The 24,287-nt window shown below is 69.9% G+C and carries 18 protein-coding genes; 6 read left to right on the top strand and 12 right to left on the bottom strand.

The features are described 5' to 3' along the window. Positions 1 to 9 precede the first annotated feature (9 nt). A complete protein-coding gene (locus tag ABZ717_RS14355; protein ID WP_358509577.1) occupies positions 10 to 1,767 on the bottom strand; it encodes an ABC transporter ATP-binding protein in 1,758 nt (585 codons plus the stop codon). Positions 1,768 to 2,141: 374 nt separating this feature from the next. Between ABZ717_RS14355 and ABZ717_RS14350 the strand changes: the two genes are divergently transcribed. The 3 genes from ABZ717_RS14350 (at position 2,142) to ABZ717_RS14340 (ending at position 6,451) form a co-directional block, all read left to right on the top strand. After that, positions 2,142 to 4,544, top strand: a complete 2,403-nt coding sequence (locus ABZ717_RS14350) for an ABC transporter permease (protein ID WP_358509574.1) — start codon at positions 2,142 to 2,144, stop codon at positions 4,542 to 4,544. 11 nt (positions 4,545 to 4,555) lie between these two features. Beyond that, complete coding sequence (locus tag ABZ717_RS14345; protein WP_358509571.1) at positions 4,556 to 5,350, top strand: ABC transporter ATP-binding protein; 795 nt, start codon at positions 4,556 to 4,558, stop codon at positions 5,348 to 5,350. Between the two features lie 102 nt (positions 5,351 to 5,452). Next, complete coding sequence (locus ABZ717_RS14340) at positions 5,453 to 6,451, top strand: iron-siderophore ABC transporter substrate-binding protein (RefSeq protein WP_358509569.1); 999 nt, start codon at positions 5,453 to 5,455, stop codon at positions 6,449 to 6,451. A gap of 70 nt (positions 6,452 to 6,521) precedes the next feature. Here the strand turns inward: ABZ717_RS14340 and ABZ717_RS14335 are convergent, their stop codons facing one another. From ABZ717_RS14335 to mtr, 7 genes are all read right to left on the bottom strand, one after another. Continuing rightward, on the bottom strand, positions 6,522 to 7,334 hold the full coding sequence (locus tag ABZ717_RS14335) for an ABC transporter ATP-binding protein (protein ID WP_358509566.1): 813 nt from the start codon (positions 7,332 to 7,334) through the stop codon (positions 6,522 to 6,524). Beyond that, complete coding sequence (locus ABZ717_RS14330; protein WP_358509563.1) at positions 7,331 to 8,383, bottom strand: iron chelate uptake ABC transporter family permease subunit; 1,053 nt, start codon at positions 8,381 to 8,383, stop codon at positions 7,331 to 7,333. Before ABZ717_RS14330 ends, ABZ717_RS14335 begins: the two co-directional genes overlap by 4 nt. Continuing rightward, complete coding sequence (locus ABZ717_RS14325; RefSeq protein WP_358509560.1) at positions 8,380 to 9,426, bottom strand: iron ABC transporter permease; 1,047 nt, start codon at positions 9,424 to 9,426, stop codon at positions 8,380 to 8,382. Before ABZ717_RS14325 ends, ABZ717_RS14330 begins: the two co-directional genes overlap by 4 nt. Further along, positions 9,423 to 10,448: an iron-siderophore ABC transporter substrate-binding protein gene (locus ABZ717_RS14320; RefSeq protein WP_358509558.1), complete on the bottom strand. Its 1,026-nt coding sequence runs from the start codon at positions 10,446 to 10,448 to the stop codon at positions 9,423 to 9,425. Before ABZ717_RS14320 ends, ABZ717_RS14325 begins: the two co-directional genes overlap by 4 nt. Before the next feature lie 398 nt (positions 10,449 to 10,846). Next, entirely contained in the window at positions 10,847 to 11,935 is a 1,089-nt protein-coding gene (locus tag ABZ717_RS14315) for a hypothetical protein (protein WP_358509555.1), read from the bottom strand. A 209-nt stretch (positions 11,936 to 12,144) separates the two neighbouring features. Continuing rightward, entirely contained in the window at positions 12,145 to 15,576 is a 3,432-nt protein-coding gene (locus ABZ717_RS14310) for a phosphodiester glycosidase family protein (protein ID WP_358509552.1), read from the bottom strand. Between the two features lie 271 nt (positions 15,577 to 15,847). Continuing rightward, entirely contained in the window at positions 15,848 to 17,257 is a 1,410-nt protein-coding gene (gene mtr, locus ABZ717_RS14305; protein WP_358509549.1) for a mycothione reductase, read from the bottom strand. 251 nt (positions 17,258 to 17,508) lie between these two features. Between mtr and ABZ717_RS14300 the strand changes: the two genes are divergently transcribed. After that, entirely contained in the window at positions 17,509 to 18,723 is a 1,215-nt protein-coding gene (locus ABZ717_RS14300) for an acyltransferase (RefSeq protein WP_358509547.1), read from the top strand. 16 nt (positions 18,724 to 18,739) lie between these two features. On the opposite strand, the gene ABZ717_RS14295 is transcribed toward ABZ717_RS14300, so the two are convergent. From ABZ717_RS14295 to ABZ717_RS14285, 3 genes are read right to left on the bottom strand one after another with little or no spacing between them, the layout of a single operon-like run. After that, positions 18,740 to 19,198, bottom strand: coding sequence for a hypothetical protein (locus tag ABZ717_RS14295; RefSeq protein ID WP_358509544.1), 459 nt, complete (start codon positions 19,196 to 19,198; stop codon positions 18,740 to 18,742). Between the two features lie 35 nt (positions 19,199 to 19,233). Next, the gene (locus tag ABZ717_RS14290) at positions 19,234 to 20,673 is read right to left on the bottom strand and encodes a HAMP domain-containing sensor histidine kinase (protein ID WP_358509542.1); all 1,440 of its coding nucleotides are present in this window, start codon (positions 20,671 to 20,673) and stop codon (positions 19,234 to 19,236) included. After that, positions 20,673 to 21,347, bottom strand: a complete 675-nt coding sequence (locus tag ABZ717_RS14285) for a response regulator transcription factor (protein WP_358509539.1) — start codon at positions 21,345 to 21,347, stop codon at positions 20,673 to 20,675. Before ABZ717_RS14285 ends, ABZ717_RS14290 begins: the two co-directional genes overlap by 1 nt. A gap of 112 nt (positions 21,348 to 21,459) precedes the next feature. On the opposite strand from ABZ717_RS14285, the gene ABZ717_RS14280 reads away from it, so the two are divergent. After that, positions 21,460 to 22,308 carry an SGNH/GDSL hydrolase family protein gene (locus ABZ717_RS14280; RefSeq protein ID WP_358509536.1) on the top strand — a complete coding sequence of 283 codons (849 nt, stop codon included), beginning with the start codon at positions 21,460 to 21,462 and terminating at the stop codon, positions 22,306 to 22,308. Between the two features lie 7 nt (positions 22,309 to 22,315). Here the strand turns inward: ABZ717_RS14280 and ABZ717_RS14275 are convergent, their stop codons facing one another. Further along, positions 22,316 to 23,440 (bottom strand): calcium:proton antiporter, encoded by a 1,125-nt coding sequence (locus ABZ717_RS14275; RefSeq protein WP_358509533.1) that lies wholly within the window; start codon positions 23,438 to 23,440, stop codon positions 22,316 to 22,318. 421 nt (positions 23,441 to 23,861) lie between these two features. On the opposite strand from ABZ717_RS14275, the gene ABZ717_RS14270 reads away from it, so the two are divergent. Next, positions 23,862 to 24,053: a hypothetical protein gene (locus ABZ717_RS14270; RefSeq protein ID WP_358509714.1), complete on the top strand. Its 192-nt coding sequence runs from the start codon at positions 23,862 to 23,864 to the stop codon at positions 24,051 to 24,053. Positions 24,054 to 24,287 lie beyond the last annotated feature (234 nt).

Here is a 24,287-nt window from a genome sequence, read left to right as displayed (position 1 = left end):
TTTCGGTGCTCAACGCAGGACCGCCTCGCGGTAGTGGGGGTCGTCCTCGGCCAGTCGGATGTGGGTGTCCTGCGCGCGCACGCGACCCTCGCGCAGGACCAGGACGCGGTCGGCGCGGGCGAGCAGCGCCGGGCTGCTCGCGATGACGATGGTGCCGCCGCCGTGGGCGGCGCGCAGCGCGGCGGTGCCCTGGGCGATGGCCTCCTCGGTGACGGCGTCGACCGCGGTGGTGGGGTCGTGCAGGACGAGCACGGGCGGGGCGGCGGCCAGCGCGCGGGCCAGGGCCACGCGTTGGCGTTGGCCGCCGGAGAGGTTGCCGGCGCGGTCGGTGATGGGACGGTCGAGGCCGTCGAGGTGGCCGGTGACGAGTTCACCGGCGGCGGCCGCGTCGAGTGCGGTGAGCAGGTGGTCCTCGTCGAGGTCGCCGGTGGTCAGGTTGGAGCGCAGGGTGCCCTCGAACAGGAAGCTGCCGTGTTCCTCGACCAGGACGGTACCGCGCAGGGAGGCAAGGTCGAGTTCGGCGAGGGGGACACCGGCGACCAGGGTGGTTCCGCGGGCGTCGGCGGCGCGACCGGCCAGGAGGTCGACGAGGGCCTCGGCGTCGCGGGGGTCGGTGGCGAGCACGCCGAGGAACTCTCCGGGGCGCAGGGTGAGGTCGACGCCGTCCAGGGTGCGGTGGCCGACCTCGCGGAGTTCGACCAGGGGTTCGTGTTCGGGCGGGCCTTGGGGCAGGTCTCGCTCGCCGGGGGTGACGGCGTCGGGGGCGTTGAGCAGTCGCACCAGGCGTCGGGCGGAGGCTCGGGCGATGGCGAACATCTGGCCGACCATCCCCAACCCCTGGATGGGTTCGGCGAGGAACTGGGCCAGGCCCACGACGATGATGAGTTCGCCGATGGTGAGGTGTCCTTGGAGGGCCATCCATCCGGAGGCACCGGCCACGCAGGCCAGGAAGACGGCGCCCGACGCGGTGACCAGTCCCTTGTAGACGCCGTTGCTGGCGGCGGCGCCGACCGACGCGGTCAGGGCGCGGTCGCTGGACCGGCCGTAGCGCAGGGAGGCGTTGTGGCGGGCACCGATACCCATGAGCACGCGCAGGCCGCCGACCAGGTCGGTGGCCATGGCGGTGGCACGCGCGGCGGTGGCCTGCTTGGCCTCGGTGCGTCGGGCGATGCGTGCGGCGGGCACACGCAGCAGCAGGAGCATCAGGGGCAGGCCCAGGAGCACTCCGAGACCGAGCGGGACGTTGATGGTGAGCAGCACGATGGTGGTGACCACGATCGCGGTGACCTGGGCGATGCCCGCGGCCCAGGCGCGGGCATAGGTGGCGGCCTGTTCGGCGTCGGAGGTGGCCACGGACAGTAGTTCGCCGGAGCGCAGACCGCTGCGTTGTCCTCGCGGATGCAGGACGCGGCGGGCCGATTCCAGGCGCAGCAGGTGGGCCTCGCGTTCGACGACGCCCAGGGTGAGGCGGGCGCCGGTGCGGTAGGCCAGTGCCAGGCAGGTGAAGAGCAGGATCAGCCCGGACACGCACCACAGCAGGGCGGTGATGTCGCCGGTGGCGACGGCCGTGTCGATGGTGAGGCCGATGACGACGGGGACGAGCACCTCGCACAGTTGGTGCGTGGACAGCAGGGCGACGCCGAGGGTGATGCGGCCGCGATGCCGGCGCAGGGAGCGTGAACGTAGGGCGGACGCGCTGGTGGGGACGGGTGCGGATGAGGTGGGGGAGGCGGGTTCGGGAGCGGCCCGTCCCTCGGCTGTGGTCATGTTCGTCCGTCGTCCCTGATCGTCGTTTTCTCGGTGGCCGCCCGGGGTGGTCGATCCTCGGGCAGGGTAGCCGGGTCGGGTGGCACACCCGACCATGGGATGTGCGATTCGACGCCGTATGCCCGCTTCTCCCGGCAGACCATCGGTAAGCCTAACCTCACTCACGGTGGGTGTCGACGTGCCCGGGAAGCCGCCTCGTCCCGGACCCTTACCAGGGCACGGACCCTCGGTATAATCGGGGTTGTCTCCGTCACAGTGCGGGGTCCTCCCCCGATGCGCCCGACCCTCGCATCGGCCTACGTTGATCGGACGGGTTCCCTTCCCGGAACCCACGGACCGGTACTCCAGCGGCCGGACGAGGCAGGGAGATCACGGTGGAGACGAAGGGCTCCTTATATCTGCGCTACGCCTACAACGACCTGACCGGGAACAAGGGCGTGCACCTGGCGCTCCTGGTGGTCCTGACGCTCAGCGCGTTCCTCATGGCCACCGGCGCCATGGTCATGGAGCGCATGCTCGGGTCGGTCGACGAACTCTTCGAACAGGCCAGGCCGCCCCACTTCCTGCAGATGCACGTCGGCGACATCGACACCGACGCACTGGAGCGCTTCGCCGACCGGCACCCGGAGATCGAGGCCTGGCACGTCGTCGAGGCGATCGGACTCGATGGCGCGGCCCTGTCCTGGGAGCGTTCCCACACCGGTGAGTCCGGTGACCTCTCCGACAGTCTCATCGACCAACTCTTCACGACCCAGAACGAGGAGTTCGACCTCCTCCTGGACGAGACCGGCGCCGCCCCGCACCCCTCCCCCGGCGAGATCCACCTCCCGGTGGCCCACCGCACCGCCTTCGACCTGCGGGTCGGCGACGTGCTCCGGATCGCCACCGACTCCGGTTCCCTGGAGCTGCGCGTGGCCGGGTTCGTGCGCGACGCGCAGATGGCCTCGTCACTGTCCTCGGCGACCCGATTCGTGGTCTCCGAGGCCGACTTCGAGACTCTGGAGGACGCGGGCGTAGGCGCCCCCGAGAGCATCGTAGAGTACCGACTGAACGACGCCGGTTCGGCCGCCGACCTCCAGCGCGCCTATGAGGCCGATGAGGCGCTGCCCAAGAACGGACAGGCCGTCACCTACCAGATGATCCGCCTGGTCAACGCGTTCGGCGACGGACTGGTCGCGATGGCGCTGGTGTTCGTGAGTCTGCTGCTCATCGTGATCGCGCTGCTCAACGTGCGCTTCGTGATCCGCGGGACCTTGGAGGACGAGGTCCGCGAGATCGGCGCGATGAAGGCCATCGGTCTGCCCGATCGGGCGATCTCCGGGCTGTACCTGACCAAGTACAGCGTCCTGACCGCCCTGGCGTGTGTCCTCGGGGGTCTGTCGGCGATCGTGGCCACGGGTCTGCTCACACGGGGCGCGCGGATGGACTACGCCGAAGCGCCGCTGGGCCTCGCCTCGTTCGTGGTGCCGGTGGCCGCGCTCGCCCTGGTGTACGCGTTCGTCCTACTACTGTGTCGTGCCGTCCTGCGCCGGGTGCGTCGGATCGAGGTCGTGGGCGCCCTGGTCCACGGCAGTGTCCTGGACGAGAAACGGGCCGCGCGCCGGGACCGGAGGCGGGCGCGACGGGTGCGCGGCACCGCCCTCGCCTCGACCCGTGGGCTGGGGGTGAACGGCCGTCTGGCCCTGCTGGACCTGCGCGCCGAGGCCGGCCAGTGGGTGCTGCTCCCCCTCGTGTTCTTCCTGGCCACCGTGTTGATGACGCTGCCCGCCAACCTGCTCGGCACCTTCGAGAGCCCTCGCTTCGTCACCTATATGGGGGCCGCGGAGAGCGACCTGCGCGCCGACCTGCTCTTCTCCGAGGACGTCGACGAGGTCCGCGACGAACTGCTGAGGAGCATGCGCGAGGACGAACGACTGACCGACGTGCGCGCCTTCTCCACCTTGTTGTACGAGGCCGAGGGCGAGGAGGGGTGGGAGACCCTGCGGGTGGAGGTGGGCGAGCACGACCCCGACGCGATCGCGTACGCGCGCGGCGGGAGCCCCGGCCCCGGCGAGATCGCCCTGTCGGTGCTGAACGCGGACGCGTACGGGCTCTCGATCGGTGACGGGTTGGCCGTGCGCCGAGGTGGGGAGGAGACCACGCTCACCGTCAGCGGCGTCTACCAGGACGTCACCAGCGGAGGGTTCACCGCCAAGGCCCATGGTGAGGAGGTCACCGGGGCGGCGGGCCACATGGTCTACGCGAACACGGACCCGGGCACCGACGCCGCCACGATCGCGACGGAGTACGACGAACGCTTCGACACCGCCACGGTGATCCCGATGCGCGAGTACGTGCGCCAGACCCTGTCGCAGGTGACCGGGGCCCTGCAGGGCGCCGCCCTGGTCTCCTTCGTCTTCGCGCTCGGGGTCGCGGCGCTCATCACCGGCCTGTTCCTGCGGCTGCGCCTGACGCGGGAGCGCACGCGGATGGGCGTACTGTCCGCGATCGGCTTCTCCACCGGGGAGATCATCGCCCAGGTGCGCGGCAAGACCTTCCTCGCCGTGGTGGTCGGCACCGTCCTGGGCACGGTGTTCGCGGCCACGGCCGGGGAACCCATGGTCGGTTCGCTGCTGTCCGCGGCGGGGCTGGGGCTCGCGCACCTGGAGTTCCTGCCGAACCCGTGGCTGGTGTACGTGGCCTATCCCCTGGCCCTGATCACCACCGGACACCTGATCGCCGTGGCGCTCACCGCGCCGCTCCGCCGCGTGGACAAGAGCACGTGGCTCCGAGGTTGAGAGGCCCTTCCATGACACAGCCCACGACAGAGCCCTTGACGGAGCGGGCGCGGATCGCGCTGGCCTCTCGGGGTCTGACCAAGACCTACCACTCCACCGACCCGCCCACCCGGGTCATCGACGATGTCGACCTGTCCGTGGCGAGCGGGGAGTTCCTCGTCGTGATGGGCGCGTCGGGTTCGGGCAAGTCGACGCTGCTCTACACGATCAGCGGCATGGACCGCCCCACCGAGGGGAGCGTGCTGTTGGAGGGGCGGGACCTGACGTCCCTGGACGACCGGGAGATGAGCCGGGTCCGGTTGACTCGGATGGGATTCGTCTTCCAGCAGGCGCACTTCCTGGCCAATCTCAACATCGGCGACAACATCCTGTTGCCCGCCCTCCAGGCCGCCCCCAAGGACAAGAAGGGGGCGATCGCCCGCGTGGACGCGCTGCTGGAGCGGTTCGGGATCGCACACGTGCGCCGGCATGGCATCACCCAGGTCTCCGGCGGCCAGTTGCAGCGGGCCTCGATCTGCCGCGCCCTGGTGTGCGAACCGTCCCTGTTGTTCGCCGACGAACCCACCGGCGCGCTGAACAGCAGGATGACCGAGGAGGTGATGGACGCGCTCACCGACGTGCACCTGTCGGGAACGACGCTGGTCATGGTCACGCACGACCCGGGCTGCGCGGCGCGGGCGGATCGTGTGGTCTACCTGCGCGACGGGGCCTTGGTGGACTCGCGTGAGATGGGGTCCTGGAGTCCGGAACGGGCGAGTGAGCGTGAGGACGACCTGATCGCGTGGCTGCGTGGCCTGGGGTTCTGACCAGGCCGCGGGCCCCGTGTTCACATAGGCCTCGGGATGGCGATAACCTGGTCAAATCACGCTTAGGCAAGGCTAAGCTAAACGCCATTCAGCGAGGTTCCATTGATCCCCGGTCCGCCCACTCGTGTCGGCATGATCGCCGCCGGCGCCCTGTCCACCGTCCTGCTCGCCGCCTGTGGTGGCGGGGGCACGGACTCCTCCGATTCCTCCGGCCCCACCGCCGAGGGATACCCCGTCACCGTCGATACCCTGTTCGGTGACGTGGAGATCGAGGACCATCCCGAGAACGTCGTCGCGATGGGCTGGTCGGACGCCGAGACCGCGTTGGCCCTGGGCGTGCAGCCGGTGGGCGTGGCCGACTGGCAGGCCTACGGAGCGCCCTACGTGGGTCCCTGGGCCGCCGAGCTGCTCGACTCAGAGCCGGCCGAGGTCGGCACCATGGAACCGAACCTGGAGGCCATCGCCTCCCTGGAGCCGGACGTCATCCTCGACACCCGATCCGACAACTCCCAGGAGCGCTACGACCTGCTCTCCCCGGTCGCCCCCGTGGTCGGCCCTCCCTCCGACGTGGAGGTCACCTACGGCACCACCTGGCAGGGTCAGACCCGCCAGGTCGCCCAGGTCCTGGGCGAGGAGCCGCGGGGCGAGGAACTCATCACCGAGCTGGAGGAGCGGTTCGCGCAGCTGCGCGAGGAGAACCCGGAGTTCGAGGACCTGACCATCGCGGTCGGCGCCTACTTCGACGGCCAGTACGGCGCCTACGTGCCCGGCGACACCCGCGTGGACGTGCTCACCGAGCTGGGCTTCGAGTACAAGCCCGAGCTGGAGGAGATGGCCGACGGGGCGTTCTACGTCGACCTGAGCTCGGAGCTCGTCGAGGAGCTGGACGCCGACCTGACCGTGGTCTTCCCCATCGGTGACACCGCCGACTTCCTCAACGAGGACCCGGTCCTGCAGGGCATCCCCGCCGCCGAGGACGGCCGACTGATCGTCCTGGACGACCCGCAGTTGGCCAACGCCTTCTCCAGCGGTTCCACCCTGGGCGTCCACCACGCCCTGGACGAGGTCGTCCCGATGATCCAGGAGTCCCTGGAGGACTGATCCCCCGCGAACACCGAAAGGGGGCTCCCATCACGTGGTGGGAGCCCCCTTCTTCGTGCGCCGATCGGGGTCAGCCGGCCTCCACGACCTCGTGGTGTCGGCCGATGGGCAACATCAGCGGCTTGCCGGAGGTGGGGTCGACGATGATGCGACTGCGCAGCCCGAACACCGCCTCCACCGTCTCGGGGGTGAGCACCAGCTCGGGCGTCCCCTCCGCGTGCAGTCTCCCCCGCGCCAGGGCGACCAGGTGGTCGGCGTAGCGGGCCGCCAGGTTGAGGTCGTGCAACACCAGCACGATCGTGGTGCCCAGCGACCGGTTGAGGTCGGTGAGCAGGTCCAACACCTCCACCTGGTGGCTGACGTCCAGGAACGTGGTGGGCTCGTCCAGCAACAACAGGTCGGTGTGCTGGGCCAGGGCCATCGCGATCCACACCCGCTGACGCTGTCCCCCCGACAACTCGTCCACGGGCCGGTCGACCAGGTCGGCGATGCCGGTGGCGTCCAAGGCCTCCGCGACGGCCTCGTCGTCCTCACGGCTCCACCGGGACAGCACCCGCTGGTGGGGGTGGCGACCGCGTCCGACCAGGTCACCGACGGTGATGCCCTCCGGGGCGATCGGCGACTGCGGAAGCAGACCGAGCGTGCGGGCCACCTCCTTGGAGGGCATCCGGTGCACCTGTTCGCCGTCCAACAGCACCCGCCCTCCCTTGGGCGCCAGCAGCCGCGACATCGACCGCAGCAGGGTCGACTTGCCGCAGGCGTTGGCGCCCACGATCGCGGTGATCCGGCCGGGCGGGATGGCCAGGTCCAGGGCGTCGATGACGACGCGGTCCTGGTACCCCAGGGTGAGGTCCTCGACGATCAGCGAGTGGTCCGTGGTCACAGGGATCCTCCGGCGCGGTTGGTACGGACGATGAGGTAGACGAGGTAGGGGGCACCGAGCACGCCGGTGACCACACCGACCGGGAAGCGCGTGCCCAACAGGAACTGGCCGACCAGGTCGGCGACCAGCACCAGCAACGCCCCCACCAGGGCCGAGGGCAGCAGCAGGAACCCGTTGGGGCCCACCAGGCGGGCGGCGATGGGGCCGCAAAGGAACGCCACGAACGCGATGGGACCGGCCGCGGCGGTGGCGAAGGCGATGAGTCCCACTGCGGCGGTGACCGCCAGCAACCGAGTGCGGTTCACCCGTACGCCCAGGGCCGAGGCGGTGTCGTCGCCCAACTGGAACAGGGCCAGGTTCTGGGCCTGGGACAACAGCACCGGACCGATGAGGGCCAGGGCGACCACCACCGGCAGGACCTGGTTCCAGTCGGTGCCGTTGAGGCTGCCGGTCAACCAGCGCATGGCCTCCTGCAGGTCCCAGTCGGGCGCCTGGTCCAGGATGTAGGAGACGACGCTGTCGAGCATGGCGGCCACACCGATGCCGATGAGGATGAGCCGGGTCCCGGCCACCCCTCCCTTGAACGACAACAGGTACACGAGGGTGGACACGCCCAGCGCGGCGACGATCGCCACCACCGACACCGCGGTGCCGCTCAGCCCGAGCACGACGATCGCGAAGACGGCGGCGGCACTGGCCCCGGAGCTGATCCCGATGATGTCGGGGCTGGCCAGCGGGTTGCGCAGCATGGTCTGGAAGGTGACACCGGCCAGGCCGAAGCTCATCCCGGCCACCACGGCGAGCACCGCCCTGGGCAGCCGTAGTCGACCGACCGTGAAGGAGGCTCCGGGCACGTCCTGGCCCAAGACCACCCGCCACACGTCACCGAGCGGGTAGAAGGTCTTGCCGACCATCAGGGTCAGGACGAACACGGCGACGACGAGCACGGCCAGGACCACGATGACCGTGCCCCGCCTGCGCGCGCGGCGCAGGCGGCCCCGGGTCACGGACTCCAGGGTGGACCCGGTGGTGGGCAGGGACGGAATCACAGGGCACGGACCTTCTGACGGCGGACGATGTAGATGAAGAACGGGGCGCCGACCAGCGCGGTCACGATGCCCACGTCGATCTGGGCGGGCCTGGCCACGATCCGGCCGACGATGTCGGCGGCGGTGAGCAGGGCGGCCCCGCCCAAGGCGGAGAAGGGGACCAGCCACCGGTGGTCGGGACCCACCAGCAGCCGGCACACGTGCGGCACCACCAGACCGACGAAGGCGATGGGGCCGGTGACCGCGGTCGTGGCCCCGCACAGCACGACGGCGCCCAGGGCCGCGGTCCCGCGGGCCACGGCGACGCGTTCGCCCAGGCCGGCGGCCAGGTCGTCGCCCAGCGCGAGCATGTTGAGCCCGCGCGCGCAGAACAGGCACAGCACGAAGCCCACCGCGACGAACGGCAGGATCTGGTTCAGGCTGTCGTAGGTTCCGCCGCCCACCCCGCCGATCTGCCAGGAACGCACTCCTCCGGCCAGATCGTTGCGCGGCAGCACGACGGCGCTGATGAACGAGGCCAGGGCCGCGGAGGTCGCCGTTCCGGCCAGGGCCAGCTTGAGCGGGGTCGCTCCGCCCCGCCCCAGGGAGCCGATCACGTAGACGAACACGGCGCTGGCCCCGGCGCCGACGATGGCCACCCACACGTAGGAGGCGGCCGAGCTCAGACCGAAGGTGGCCATGCCCACGACCACGGCCAGGGAGGCTCCCATGTTCACACCGAGGATGCCCGGATCGGCGATCGGGTTGCGGGTCACGCCCTGCATGACGGTGCCGGCGACGCCCAGGGCGGCGCCGGCGAGCACGGCCAGCAGGGTGCGGGGGATGCGCTTGGCGACGGCGGCCTGGTCGAAGCCCTCCGCCGAACCGCCGAGGGCGGCCACGATGTCGGCCCAGCCGACCTCGCGCGATCCCACGGCCACGGAGGCGAACATCAGGGCGACCAGGACCAGGGCCACGGCGGGCAGCCAGAGGGCCCGCAGCCGCCGGGGGCGTCGCACGGCGGCGACGTCCCCGGCGGGCGGCGGGGTGAGGGTCGAGGTCACTGCGCCCCGTCCGCGGCCTCGGCCAGCAGCGACAGGTAGTCGTCCAGGACCCAGGAGATGGACAGCGGGGTGGGGTTGGCGGCGGTGCCCAGGGGGTCGTCGCCGGGCAGGTTCACCACGGCGCCGTTCTCGACGGCGGGCATCTGGGACAGCAGTTCGTCGCCCTCCAGGGACTCGACCAGGTCGTCACCGCCGTAGGTGACGATGATGTCGACGTCGTCGAAGACGTCGGCCTGCTCGGCGGTGCGGGTCAGGGCGAACTGGTCGGTCTCGGCGGTGGCGTCGGCGATGCTGCCGGGGGTGGCCATGCCCAGGTCCTCGAAGAACATCGCCCGGGTGTCGTGGGCGGTGTAGAAGCTGACCTCACTGAGGTCGGTGGTGTCCACGTGGGTGAGGAACATGGTGGCCCGTCCCTCGATCTGCGCGTACTCGGCCGCGGTGGCCTCGATCTCGGTCTCCAGCTCGCCGATGAGCTCTTGGCCCTCTTCCTCCAGGCCCAGGCCCTTGCTGTTGAACTCGATCATCTCCCGCCAGGCGGTGCCCCACGGGGTCTCGGGGTAGGCGACGACGGGGGCGATCTCGCTGAGGGTGTCGTACTCCTCCTGGGTCAGGCCGGAGTAGCCGGCCAGGATGACGTCGGGGGCGGTGTCGGCCACGGCCTCGAAGTCGATGCCGTCGGTCTCGTCGAACAGCACGGGGGTCTCGGCGTCGAGTTCCTCCAGCTTCTCCTCCACCCAGGGCAGGACACCGTCGTCGTTGTCGTCGCCGAAGTTGGCGGCGGCCATACCGACGGGGACCACGCCCAGCGCGAGGGGGACCTCGTGGTTGGCCCAGGCGACGGTGGCGACGCGCTCGGGCTGGGACTCGATGGTGGTGGTGCCCAGGGCGTGCTCGATGGTGATCGGCGTCCAGTCCCCGGAGGCCTGGGCCTCCTCGTCGGGGGTGTCCGAGGAGCACGCCACGAGTCCGACCGCCAACAGCGCGGCCGTGGAGAGGGCGACCGTCCTTGTCACGTGGCGCATGGTGTCCTTTCGGTTGTGGGGCCAGATGCCCCTGGAGTCGGCGCAACCCGCCCTTGAGCGCATGACTCATCGGTTCGACGCGGCGACGTTCGGTGAGGTCATGGGGATGCGCCGAGAAAGGCCGCTCGGTGCGCGCACCGAGGACCACCCCGAAAGGTAAGGGTTGCCTAACCGAACTTAGAGCGCAAGGCCCGACCGTGCAATCACGCAGATGTGACACAGACATTCGCGAAACGGACAAATCGCAGCGTTCGGCCCCCGGAACACCGGCTCCAGCCGACGTTCCGGTCAGCCGAGTCCGTGGCCGCGACGGCGCTCACGACCACGGACCGGGGCCGAAACCGATTTCACCCGCTTGCCGGTGGCGTTGTACCAGCGCAGGCCGGCACGGTCGGTTCCTAGAGGTCCTCACGACTCACGTTCAAGGCCTGAGCCCGCGCGTCCAAAGCCTTTTCGAGGAGCCTGAGGGTCGACTTGTAGGTCACCCGGGTGGTGAGCCGGGCGAGCTCGGCCAGAGCCGCCTGTCCCTCCATCGCGCCCAGGGCGTTCGCGCAGGCGTTGGCGAGCTTGGGCAGGGCCGGCCCGATGCCCGGCGCCTTTCGCAAGGACTCCTCCAGCACCGACCCCAGACCGCGAACCGTCCGTGGGTCTTGCGGCAGGAACGACAGCAGCCACACCAGGCCACGGGTCGCGAAGTGGTTGTGGTCGTCGAAATTCTCGACCGTGCGCGGATCGCTCGCCAACGACAGCCAGCCCAGGGACCGGTCCCGGAACGCCTCCGCGTCGAGCTCGGCGAGCAGCGCCCGACCCTTCCTCTCCCACGCCGCGCCAGGACGAGGGGCCCTCGCGGTGACCGCGTGCCTGAGCAGATCGGTCCATGCGGCCGGCAACTCCACGAGTTCGGCGAGCGCGCGATCCGTCCACGGTTGGCCCTCGTTGAGCGGCGGGTGGTGATCGTCCAGCATCGGCACGGTCTTCTTCAGCTCTTTCACCTTGAAGGAGTTGCCGGCGGCGTCCGCGCGTCGCATTTCCGCGCCCAAGTCCACTGGGACACCCCGCCCGGAGGCCAGCTCGACCCATGCCATTTCCACTGCGAAGTGGATACCGTGGCGTCTTCTCGGAACGGCCTTCAAAGCCTCCTGGCGTGCGCTCGCCAAACGATCATCCGGCCTGCCCGAGGAAAACGACAGCAACGCGTGCGTGAGGAGAATGGACTCGCGTCGGGCCGCCGAACCAGCCGATTCGTACAGGTCCGTGAAGGCTTCGAGCATCAGGAGTCGGATGTTCTCGGAAAGTCTCCTCAGGTTCTCCGAGGTGCCGATCCCCTCCTTGTCCGCGAGGAGCATTTCGCACGCCGCCGGCGCGCCTTCCCGTTCGATCGTGGCCACCAACGCGGTCTCGAACTCGTAGAACCCGTCGAAGTCGTGTATCAGCGCCTCTTCACGATCGCCGGACATCGTCTCGTCGGTACACACCAATCGCGTCATGGCGAGAGGCTAGGGGCTCGCGCCGACAACCCGTCTCGATGTGAGACCGACCCAGGTAAGCGCCTTCTCTCCGCTGCGGGGATGACGTGCGCTTTCCTGGCGGGTATGCGCTTTCCCTGGGTGCCGACAGGCGCCGAACCGAGACCGGGGGCCTCAGGGTCTCCTCCTACCGGCGGACGGCCCTGAGGCGCTCCCGTGCAAGCCCGAGGTCAGGGCGTCAATTCGATGACGACCCCTTCGGTGACGCCGTTCACGGTGACGTCGAGTTCGATGGTCGCCTCTGCCAACGCGCTCAACCGGCCGGTCCGCGGATCGAAGGCGGCCACGTGATCGGCGTCGGCCTCGTCGACCGGCCCGATGTGGACGTCCTCGGAACCGGACCAGTCCGCGCTCACCGGGTAGGTGACCGGCAGCGCGGTGCCGTCGTTGTCCACCGTCGCGGTGACCTCGGCCCTTTCTCCGACCGCGACCGAGGTCGGCGCGTCCAGTTCCAGCCCGTCCACGTGGGGGCGCGTTTGGGTCGTCACCCAGTCCGCCGTGGGGTCACCACCGGTGTCGATCCCCCACAACGACCAGCCGGTGAAGCCGCCGTCCGCGGGACCGGCCGAGGGGTTCTTGCCCACGTTGCCGTTGATGACGTAGGGCACACCGTCCACCCGGTCGGCGTGGAAGACGCCGACGTGCGCTCCGATGAACGCCACGCCCTTGCCGCTGTCGGACTGGAAGTCGGCCAGCCAGTTCTCGACGGTGGTCGCCTCCTTGCGGTCCGACAGCTCGCTGGCCTTGGAGGGCAGCGGGTCGCGGAAGGGCACGTGCTGGGCCACCACGACCGAGGTCACGGCGGGGTCCTCGGCCGCGGCGTCGAGTTCCTCGCGCAGCAGCGGCAGTTGCGACCAGTCGCCGGCCCGGTAGGAGAGCCGTGCCGTGTCCAGGAGGATGAACCTGGTGCCGTGGTGGTCGACCACCCGACGGGTCTCCCCGAACGCGTCCCGGAAGTTCTCCAACGTCCCCTCGGACACCTCGTGGTTGCCCGGTACGTAGTGGTAGGGCAGCTCACCCTCCAGTTCCTCGTCGAGGATGCGTCGGGCCAGCGCGAAGTCCTCCGGCGCGGCCTCGTCCACGAGGTCACCGTTGATGATGAGGAACTCGGCGTCGCTCTCTCGGATCTCGCGGAGCGCGCGCCGGGTGTTGGCGACGATCTCGCTGTCGGGGTCTCGGGCGACGAACTGGGCGTCGGACAACACGGCGAACCGCCAGTCCTGCCCGGCCACGGTCTCGCCGGGCGCCACCACCGGGTCGACGACCGGTTCGGTGGGCGGCACGTCCAACGGTGGCGGCACCATCGCGGTCAGGTCGTCGACGATCACCTCGCCGTGATAACTCGCGTCGGGTTCGGTCTCGGCGAAGTAGATCCGGCGCAGTGAGATCGGGTATCGCGTGCCCGGTGGCACTTCGAAGGCCACCTGCCGCCAGCCCGGTTCGTCCAGGTATCCGGCGCGCATCGCGGGCAGCAACTGGCCGGTCCCGTCCCAGACCTGCATGCTCGCCCACTCCCCGTTGCCCTCGGAGTGCACCCAGGCACGCAGCTCCCGCGGCCGGCCGGGGATCCGTAGTTCCTCACCGGGTGGCAGGGCGCCGCCGGTACGGGTCCCGGTGGAGGTGGTGAAGTCGTAGGTCAGACCGACCCCGTCGCCTTCCCGCCCCTCGGCCACCGCGACCTCCCCTTCGGCGCGCTCACCGAAGTAGGACCAGTCGGCCGCGTCCTCGAAGTCGGCGACGACGACCTCGTCCAGACCGACGGTGACCGCGAGGGTCGTCTCGACCTCACCGACCCGGATCGTGGCGAGCGTCGCTCCGCTGTCGGTGACGGCCCGGATCTCGAACCTCCCGTCCTCGGTCACCGAGACCTCCGCGACGGACTCGTCGATGCTCGTTTCGACGTCGGCGGCCTCGATCGGCGCGGTGAATCCGTTGGCGTCGTAGCCGATGACCTCGATCACGGTGGCGGCCTCGGCGTCGGTGAGTCCCACCCGTTCGGGGGTGGTCTCGATCCGGGTGAGCTCGCCCAGCACGGTCAGGTCGACGTCGCCCGTGGCGCCGCGCTCCCTGGCGGTGACGGTGGCGGTACCGGCCGCGTGGGCGGTGAACACGCCCTCCCGATCCACCGAACCGACCCCGTTGTCGTCGGAGCGCCAGATCGGGTCGCTCTCCACCGGCGCGTAGGTCTCGTCATGGCCGGCCGCGGTGAGTGTCCGGGTCAGGCCGGGGAAGACGCGGTCGGGGCGGCCGGGCGCGACGTGGCCGGAGCCCTCGGCGCGTTCGGGTTCGACCCGGGTCCGCACCCAGAACCCGTCGAGCCGGCCGCTGCCCTGGGGGGCGAACAGGGCGAGCCCGTTGGGCACGGAGCGTTCCTCCCCGTCGGAGGGGCGGTTCTCGACCTGGACACGGTCCCCACCCGGGGTGCGCGCGACCATGGTGGCCGAGCCGCCGCCGTCGAGGTTGACCGCGGTGTGCGCGCCGGCCTCGACCATCATCCGACCCAACTCGTCCAGGCCCACCCCCTCGGCGAAGGACGGCTGCCGACCGTCGACGCTGAGCAGGTACATCCGCGAGCCGTCTTCGGAGAAGCCGATGGCCATGCGCGGGGCGCCCGGGGTGTTGTCGTTCTCGCTCGCTTCCTGGGCCTGCCCGTCGACGACGAGCATCTGACGGCCGTTCAGCGCGGCGTGGATCTCTTGGTCCTGGGCGGCCCTCGCGTCGTAGTCGATACCGACCGCGTCGCCCACCTCCAGTGCGGACAGGGTCTGGGCGCCGTCCTCCCGACCGACCAGGACGAAGGCGTCGTGGGCGATCTCTCCTTCGCGCGGCTCGTCCACGATCTCGGCGACCACGCCGTCGGTGACCACGACCTCCAGCGTCCGCGTCGCGTCCTCGGTGGCCCGGCAACGGCAGTAGCTTCCCCACAGCGGGGTGAACGCGGCGATCTCGCCCGTGCCCAGCGCCGGCTTGTTGATCGCGTCCAGCGACGGCGCCTCGCCGCTGGGCAGCTCCACGGTGCCCTCGAAGAACACCTCACCGATCGAGCCGAGCCCGTCGGGGGTGAAGATCGCGGCGGACTCCCGGTAGTCGCCGGCGATCGGCGACTGGATCAGTTCACCGTCCCGCACGGCCACGCCCTGCGAGGCACCGGAGGCGTTGATGTCGAAGAAGTCGCCGTTCACCGCGGCGACCGCTTCGACCTCGTCCGCCTGCTCGCTCACCGGCGCTGTTTCGGTCACCTGTCCGGGGAACAGGTAGTCCACGCTGACTCCGCCGGTGAGGTCGGTGGTCAGCAGGTCGCCCTGCAACCAGTTCGGCGTCCCGGTGTAGGCGTCGGGCCCGTAGGCGTCGAAGGAGGTCAGCGTGACACCGGGGGCGACCGGGCGTTCGGTGTCGAAGGTCTCCAGTCTCGGCGCGGGGTCCTCGGCCCGGGCGACCGAGCCGGCCGGTGGGATCTCGACGGTCTCGCTGAACCCGGTGCGCTCGCGCGGATCATCGGTGTCCGCGCTCGCGACCGAGGTGAGGGTGAGGGTGAGGGCCAGAGCGGAGCCCGCGGCCACGATGGCACGCGTGCGTGAACGAATCGACCACCGGCGATCCATGGGAAGCCTCCGGGCGGGGGATGTACGGGGGGAACCCTTTGCGTTGACTTCCTACCACCGGGCGACCCTCTTGGGTAGGAAGCCAACGCACCCCGAATTCCGATCGACTCCTCGGCCCGGACCGGCGATGCGCCGGGCACCTGCACAGAGGCCTCTTCACCGTCGCCGCCGGGCGGGCCGCCTCTCAGGCAGATTTCACCTGGAGGCGGCGTGCTCGTCATGTACCCGACGGGTCGCGGGAACGGTCACCGCGACCCGTCGGAACGCTCGATCAATCGAACTCCAGGCCCAGTAGGGCGTTCTCGGTGACCTCGGGCAGCGCCGGGTGGATCCAGTACTGCTCCGTCGCGACCCGACGCACGTCCAGGTCGAAGGCCAGGACGGTGATCATCTGCTGGATCAGGGTGGCCGCTTGAGGACCCATGTAGTGCGCGCCGAGCAACTTGCCGGTGTCGCGGTCGGCGATCAGTTTGCAGATACCGGTGGTGTCCTCCAGCGCCCAGCCGTAGGCGACGTCCCCGTACCTTTGCACCTTGACCGTCACGTTGTGGCCCCGTTCGCGGGCCTGGGCCTCGGTCATCCCGACGGTGGCGATCTGCGGGTGGGTGAAGGTGGCCGCGGGAACGTGGTCGTGCGGCATCTTACGCAGGTCGTCCGGGTGGAGCAGGTTGTGGCGCACCGCCCGCATCTCCGCGTTGGCCACGTGTTTGAGCATGTAGGGCGAGGACACGTCGCCTAGGGCCCAGACGCCCTTCGCCGAGGTCGAGCGGCCGTACTCGTCGACCTCGACGCCTCCCTCGTCGGTCATCTCGATCCCGCCGGAGGCCAGGTCCAATCGGTCGCCGTTGGGCACCCGCCCGGTGGCCACCAGCAGCACGTCACCGGTCACGGAGGAGCCGTCGTCGAGACGGACGGTCACCTCGCCCTCCGACTCGTCGGCGCCGATCGCGGTGGGGCCGCAGATGAGGCGGTATCGCTCCGCGGCCAGTGCGTTGAACCGCTCGCCCAGGTCCTTGTCCAGTCCGCGCATCAGCGCCGAGCGGGAGATGATCGTGACGTCGGAGCCCAACGCGTCGAAGACGTGGGCGAACTCCATCGCGATGAAGCCGCCGCCCACGATGACCAGCGACTTCGGCGGCTCCGGCAGCCGCATGACGTCCTCGTTGGTGTGGTAGCGCACCCCCGAGGCCTCGATGGCGTTGGGGACGAAGGGTCGAGAACCGGCGGCGATGACCACCTGGTCACCGGAGATGATCTTCTGCTCATCGCCTTGACCGGTGCGCAGGGTACGCTCGCCCACGAACACGGCGTGCTGGTCGTAGACGTCGATGTTGGGGGTCTTCGGGCCGCGACGGTACTCCTCGCCACCGGCGGCGATCGGGTCGACGCGGTCCTCGAAGATCCGGCCGACGATGCCCTGCCAGTCCACCGAGTCGACCCGGGCGTTCAGACCCAGCCGCCCGGCCTGGGCGGTCTCCAGCGCGGTGTCGGCGGCGTGGACGAACATCTTCGTCGGGATGCAGCCGACGTTGAGACAGGTACCGCCGAACGTCCCCTTCTCGATGATCGCGATCGACCGGTCCTCGAACTCGGGGCCGGGAATCGAGTTCCCCGATCCGGTACCGATGATGACCAGGTCGTAGTGGTGATCCACCACGATGTCACTGGCAGGGGCGTCCATGTCATGTCCTCACTACGGGTTCTGCGCGTGCGCGTCCAGGGTGGACCCGATGCCCGGCCCCACCCTGGACACCCCAGGGTCTCAGGGACCCCGACACCCGATCCGAGCGCACACGAGTACCCAAGGACGGCCCGGACGGCGATATTCCGATCCGTCGCAGAGCCCCTCGTCCGACCACCCGAGGGGCTCTGCGACGGAGTCGGGACATCCCGGGGACGAGGCGAACATCGGCGCCGGACACCCTTCTCCACATGACTCGGAACCCGACCACCGCGCGCTCCCCGGCCCCTCCCACCCGCAGAACACACGTACCCGCGTTGGACGGGCTCAGGGGCGTGGCGGTCATCGGGGTGCTGCTGTTCCACACCGGCCACCTGTCCGGTGGCTTCCTCGGGGTCGACCTGTTCTTCGTCCTCTCCGGCTACCTCATCACGGACCTGCTGCTGCGCGAGATCCGGGAGAGCGCGAACGTGTCGCTCGGAGCGTTCCTGGGGCGGAGGATCCGCCGACTGCTACCTGCCCTGGTCGTCATGCTCACCACGGTCACCCTGCTGGTCTGGTCCTTCGGGCCGCCCGACATGGTGCGCACCACGCTCGCGGACGGACCGTGGGTACAGCTCAACGTCCTCAACTGGCATTTGATCGCGGAGTCGGCGGGGTACTGGGACGCCTTCGGCTCGGCCCGCGTGTTCGAACATCTGTGGAGCATCGCGGTCGAGGAACAGTTCTACCTGGTGTGGCCGGTGTTGCTGCTGGTGGCCGCGCGGCTCCTCAGCGCTCCCGACCGTTGGGTGGCGGGGGTCGCCGCCGCGGGCTCGGCCCTCTCCCTCGTCCTGATGATCTGTCTGGTCGACCCGGCGGACCCCACCCGTGTGTACATCGGTACCGACACCCGGGCCTTTTCCGTTCTGCTGGGCGCGTTGGTCGCCACACCTCCCGTCCGTGACGCTCTGGCCCGAGGGGTCGATCGATGGGCGGGAGCCGCACTGGTCGTGGCGGCGCTCGGACTCGGTGTGTCCTGGGTCCTGGTCGACGGCACGACCTCGCCATGGTTGTTCACCGGCGGCCTGTTCGCGCACTCGATGGCGGCCGCCATGCTGATCGCCGTGATCGCGCACGCGCCGCGGACCACCGTCGCGCGGATCCTGGCCTGGGGGCCGTTGCGGTGGACGGGACTGATCTCCTACAGCCTGTACCTGTGGCACTGGCCGGTGATCGTGCTGCTCTCCCCCGAGGTGACCGGGCTCCACGGATGGACCTGGACCCTGGTCGTGAGCGCCGTGTCCATCGGTGCGGCCGTGCTGTCGAAGTACCTCGTCGAGGATCCGGTCCGGTTCCACGCGAAATGGGCCAGGGGACGCGGGGGCCTGGTGGCGTTCGCGGCCGTCATGGTCGCCCTCGCCCTGCTGTGGCTGCTCCTCCCCGCTCCCCCACCGGCCACGGTGGACGTGACCAAACTGGATTGACGCTCCGACGCGGCGCTCACTCGTACAGGGGGCAGGTGCGGTGTACCTCCGATTCGGGGGTGAACTGCACGAAGCGGATCCGTACACGCGTTCGCTCGGATCCGCCGTTCTGCACATGAGAGGTCCGCGCGGTGCACACGATCTGGTCGATGCCCATCGGGGTCACGTCGCCGATGTCCAGGGGCACCCGCAACTCGATCGCCTCGGGGTGGGTCGTCACCTCGACGCTGGTGACCGACGTCGACGCGATCTCCGTTCGCACCCCGGAATCGCCCGGGCCGGTCAACAACAACGACACCGCGTCGGAAACCGTGCCCAGGCGCTGGGTTCGCCGAAATTGGGGCCGGAGTTCATCGTTGTCGTCCACGAAGTACAACGTCATCCCGGGGGCCACACCGGTGGGCGCCTCACCCGCGTCGGAGACACCGGAGGGCCGGACCCCGCAGCCCACCGCGGCGACCAGGAGCACCGACACCAGCGCACACACCACCGTCGCAGAAAAGTCCGATCTCACCCCCGCACCCCCCGCTCCCGGCCCGGATCGATGTCCCCGGGTGCTCTGGGCAGCCGCAGTACGAAACGCGCACCACCATCGTCACCGTTACCGGCGGTGAGGTCACCGTCGTGCAGGCGGGCGTTCTCCAGCGCGATGGCCAGTCCGAGCCCGCTGCCCGGGGTGCGGGTACGTGCGGCGTCGGCCTTGAAGAACCGGTCGAACACGTGCGGCACCACGTGTTCGGCCAAGCCCGGTCCTCCGTCGGTCACCACGAGGTTCACATGGGTCCGGTCGGCGAAGACGCCCACCCGCACAGGAGGTTCCCCGTGCCGCAGGGCGTTGCCGACCAGGTTGGCCACGATCACGTCCAGCCGTCGACGATCCACGCGCACGGGCAACTCCTCAGGAGCGTGGAGTTCGACCTGGTCGAGCCGGTCTCGGGCCCGCAGGGTGTCGCGGACCGCCGAGACCATGTCCACCTCCTCCTCTCGCAGGTGGGCCGATCCGGCGTCGAATCGGGAGACCTCCATCAGGTCCTCGACCAATCGGACCAGCCGTCGGGTCTCGCTGATGGCCATCCGCGCCGATTCCCTGGCGTCCTCCGCCATGTCCTCCGTTGAGGCCGCCAGGACCTCGGTCACCGCCGTCAACGTGCTCAGCGGGGTGCGCAGCTCGTGGGAGACGTCCGCGGCGAACCTCCTGGCGTCGGCCCGCATCCTCTCCATGGTCGCCATGGAGCCCTGGACCGACTCCGCCATCTCGTTGATCGTGACGGTGAGTTCGGCCAGCTCGTCCACCCCCTGTGGTTCGGTCCGCGCGTCCAGGTCACCGGCGGACAGTCTCCGCGCGGTGTCTCGGAGCTCGCGGACCGGGCGGAGCACCCCACGTGCGGTGAAGAGGGCCAAAAGGGCGGCCAGGAGAAGCACCGCCGCGCCCGCGACTGCCGCCGCCCTCACCAGGGCGTCGACCTCCTCCTGCACCGCCGACAGGTCCCGCACGGCGTACACCTCGATCCCGGACGGGGTGCGCTCACCGTCCGGCGCGGTGATCATGACGGGGGCGCCCACCAGGAGCCATGGTCGGTCCGCGTCGACGACGCGTTGGGTGACGACGCGGTCCCCCTCCCGCACCGCCTCGCGCAACCCGTCGGTGATCAGGTCGGTCTCCGTCCCGTCGACCGATCGCAGGTCCTCGAAGACCACCAGGGTGTCGGTGCCCACACTGTCGCGTAGACGGTCGAGCGCGGCCTGGTCGGGCGGATGGGAGACCTCGTGGGCGACCGCGCCGATCTGCGCGGAGACGGTCTCCGAGATTCGCCGCTGGTTCGAGGCCACCAGCGCCTCGCCGGCCGATTCGGTGATGGCCCAGGTCGCGGCCAGCGACCCCAGTACCGTGACCAGCGCGAAGCCCGCCAACAGGCGAGGGCGCAGACCTCGGGGCCACCAGCGACCCATCACACCGGCCCGAACCGGTAACCGAACCCGCGCACGGTCTGGACGTACACCGGCGCTGCGGGGTCGGCCTCGATCTTCGCCCTCAGTCGCTGCACACAGTTGTCCACGAGCCGGGAGTCGCCGAGGTAGTCGTGCTCCCAGACCTCCTCAAGCAGTCGCTGCCTGCTGTACACCCGCTCGGGCGACCGGGACAGGGTGAGCAGCAGGCGCATCTCGGTCGGGGTCAGCATGACGGGCGCCTCGCCCACCGTCACCGTCAGCGACACCGTGTCGACGCGCAGGTCGCGGTGGACCCGCACCTCGTTCGACACGTCGACCGTGCGTCGCAGCACGGCGCGAACGCGTGCGTCGAGCACGGTGGGTTGGACCGGTTTGACCACGTAGTCGTCGGCACCCGCCTCCAGGCCACCGATGACGTCGAAGTCGTCGCCTCGGGCGGTCAGCATGATCACGGGCACCTCACCCTCGGCCCGGATGCGACGGCAGACCTGGAACCCGTCCATGCCCGGCAGCATCAGGTCGAGCACCACGATGCCCGGTCTCCTCTCGCGGAACTCGCGCAGCCCCTCCTCGCCCGTGTCCGCCGTGCGGACCTCGTGGCCGTGCCTGGACAGGGCGAGCTGCATTCCGCGTCGTAGCAGCGGATCGTCTTCGATGAGCAGGATCTCCGTCACGCGTCCAGTATGGGTCGTCGTGACCTTCCCGGGCGGGGCGGCGGAGGTTCTGCGACACATCCGCGACATGACGGCGCAGGCACCGGGACACCGCCTGGGGAGGATCGGTGCCATGACCACGACACAGAACCCCGACACGACGTCACCCACGCGGACCGGGACGATCACCGGGCCCGCCTCCATCTCTCCCCGCGGTCGAACGGCCCTGGCCACGACCGCCGCCCTGACTTCGCTGGCTCTGGCGTCGACCGCCTGTACCGGCTCCTCCGAAGCGGACGCCCCGTCCACGCCCCCGGCCTCGGACGCACGGACCACGACGGCACCGCCCAAGGTCCTCCTGCTCGGCGACTCCGTTGGCCAGGACGTCGCACTCGCCTTGGACGCGGCCTTCGAAGCGAGCGGGGTCGAGTTCGAGTCACTCGCCTCCGATGGCGGGGGCAACGTCGTCGGGCCGTTCTCCGAGGAACAGTGGGAGACGTTGCCCGAGGAGGTCGAGACCGCCGAACCCGGCCTGGTCATCTACCAGATCACCGGATACGACTGGGGCACCGAAAAGGAGCAACGGGAGGGCTACGAGAAGTTGGTGGACACCGTCACCGAGGTCGACGCGACGCTGCTCTTCGTCACCATGCCACCGATCGAACCCGACGAGTTCTACGAACCCCACATGGAGGACCTGGACCGGGCCCCGGAGGTGGCGCGCTCGGTCGCGGCCGACTCCGAGGGCCGGGCCGAGGTCCTGGAGGCCGGTGAGGTCTGGGGAGAGGACTACCGGGCGAGCAGGGACGGTGAACCCGACCGCAACCCCGACGGCATCCACCTGTGCCCCCAGGGCGCCGCCCGGCTGACCCACTGGATGCTCGACGAGCTGCAAGGTCGATTCCCCGACATCACCCCGGCGGCGCCCGAGGAGTGGGCCGACACCGGTTGGGCCTCGGACGACCGGTTCGGAGCGTGCTGACCGGCCCTCAAGCGAAGACGGTGAGCCCGTAGAGCACGAACACCAGAAGGTGGGCGGCGCCGTGCAGCGCGGTCACTCGATTTCCCGAGAAGGTCGTCAGGGTCAACAGCAGCGTCACCGCGAGCAGCGCCAGGTCGGCCGGGCTCTCCGCCAGGACGACCGTCTTCCCGGTCAGGAGACCGGTGGTGAGCACGGCGGGGATGGTGAGCCCGACCGTGGAGACGAGGGCACCGTGACAGAGGTTGCTCACACGCTGGATCTCCCCGATGTGCGCGGCGCGGATCGCCGTGATCGTCTCGGGCAGGAACACGATCATCGCGATGAGGATGCCCGAGAGCGCGACCGGAGCGCCCGCCCGATCGAGGCCGTCGTCGAGAAGCGTGGCCATGTCGTGGGAGAGCAGCACGATCGGGATCACCGTGGTCACCAGGACGAGCGCTCGCAGGGTCACCTCCGCCCGGTGTCGGGAGATCACACCGAGCACCGATGGGCGCTCTTCGGTGACCTGCCCGGCGGCGGGGTCGACGGTTTCGGAAGGACCCGGCCCGGGGGCGACCTCCTGGAAGTCCTCGCGCTGGGCGCCCATCTGCCGGTACAGGAAGAACGCGTAGAGGATCACCGTGAGCAGGATGATCGGGATCGCCTGCCCGGCGGTGTAGGCACCGTCGACGCCGATGAGACCGGGCAGCGCGAAGGCGACCGTGATGAGGACGACCAGGAGTGACAGGTAGGCGGACACGCCGGTGCGGTTCGGGCGCAGGTCGCGGTGCCTCATCCCGCCGACGAGCAGGCCGACGCCGATGACGAGGTTCAAGATGATCATCGACACCGCCATGACGGAGTCGCGGGCGATGGTGGCGTGCTCACCCGGGCCGAGCATCACCGCGGAAATGAGGATGACCTCGATGAGCACGATCGACAGCGTCAGCACCAACGTGCCGTACGGGTCGCCCAGACGGCGTGCCAGGTGCTCGGCCTCGCCGACCACACCGAAGGCGCACACCACGATCACGGTGATGATCGCCGCCAGCGCGCTCACCAGTACCGGCGTCGGCAGATGTGTGGACAGCAACGGTCGCGCGACCAGGAGGGCGAGGAACGCGCCCCAGCCCAGGAGGAGGCGGAGGATCACACCGGGGGTGATGACGGTGCGGAGAGTAGCCGTGAAAGACAAAGACACAGACAGGTGTCCGTTTCTGCTGGGTCGTCCCTGCTCGCGCTATCACCGGTGGGTCGTCCCGACCGGGGCTCTTCAACGCCCGATGGTACCCGGCCCACCCACGGATCGCTCGCGGTGGTCGGGTCGTGTAACCGTGCTCCGACCCTGGCCCGTTTCAGTCGGGTCCCCCGCCAGGACACCACCGGAACGGCCACCTTCCCGCGCCACGTCCTCCGCTCGACTCTCGTATGGGACGGGCCGACCAGGACGGTGAGAACCGGGCGGATACGCTGCTGGACGGGGAAGGCCGCAGATTTCACGGCGATGGATTCCCTGCTCGATGACACCCTCGCGGCCCGCTTCCGCGATCCCGGCGAACAGTGAATGGACGGCGATGGACAAGCCGCGTGGAAAAGACTCGTTCTCGTTGCTGTACAGGACGGGGTTCCGCATCAACTACGCGCTCCTGCACGTCATGGGCCCGCCTGCGTTGAGCACTGAAACCGATCCGCGGCAACGCCTGAAGAGGGAGTACGAGCGTCGGCGTGAACTCCACCGGTCATGGAAGGCGCACCAGCGGGCCTAGTGCCGCGTCCGGGCGGCGGTCGTCCCGCGCACAGCGGGAACGGGGTCCCGACGCCCGGACACCCCGAGGACCCGCCCTCCTTCGACGCCCCGGCTCAGGCGGGGTTCGCGAGGACCTCCGAGGAGGTCCTCGCGGCGTTTTCAGCCTGATCTAGCGAGGAACCCCGGGCGTTCACGCCCGGGAGGAATCGCTTCTCAAGATAGCGGTGACCCGCACCAGAGCACGGGTTCGCAC

This window comes from Nocardiopsis sp. NPDC006832, from assembly GCF_040635885.1.
Lineage (GTDB): Bacteria > Actinomycetota > Actinomycetes > Streptosporangiales > Streptosporangiaceae > Nocardiopsis.
This window is presented reverse-complemented; position numbering and strand designations above follow the sequence as displayed.

Bases quoted from the DNA above. Each gene is read 5' to 3' on its own strand.
- ABZ717_RS14355 (WP_358509577.1), bottom strand. From the start codon at position 1,767: ATGACCACAGCCGAGGGACGGGCCGCTCCCGAACCCGCCTCCCCCACC.
- ABZ717_RS14345 (WP_358509571.1), top strand. From the start codon at position 4,556: ATGACACAGCCCACGACAGAGCCCTTGACGGAGCGGGCGCGGATCGCG.
- ABZ717_RS14320 (WP_358509558.1), bottom strand. From the start codon at position 10,448: ATGCGCCACGTGACAAGGACGGTCGCCCTCTCCACGGCCGCGCTGTTG.
- ABZ717_RS14315 (WP_358509555.1), bottom strand. From the start codon at position 11,935: ATGACGCGATTGGTGTGTACCGACGAGACGATGTCCGGCGATCGTGAA.
- ABZ717_RS14310 (WP_358509552.1), bottom strand. From the start codon at position 15,576: ATGGATCGCCGGTGGTCGATTCGTTCACGCACGCGTGCCATCGTGGCC.
- mtr (WP_358509549.1), bottom strand. From the start codon at position 17,257: ATGGACGCCCCTGCCAGTGACATCGTGGTGGATCACCACTACGACCTG.
- ABZ717_RS14300 (WP_358509547.1), top strand. From the start codon at position 17,509: ATGACTCGGAACCCGACCACCGCGCGCTCCCCGGCCCCTCCCACCCGC.
- ABZ717_RS14290 (WP_358509542.1), bottom strand. From the start codon at position 20,673: ATGGGTCGCTGGTGGCCCCGAGGTCTGCGCCCTCGCCTGTTGGCGGGC.
- ABZ717_RS14280 (WP_358509536.1), top strand. From the start codon at position 21,460: ATGACCACGACACAGAACCCCGACACGACGTCACCCACGCGGACCGGG.
- ABZ717_RS14270 (WP_358509714.1), top strand. From the start codon at position 23,862: ATGGACAAGCCGCGTGGAAAAGACTCGTTCTCGTTGCTGTACAGGACG.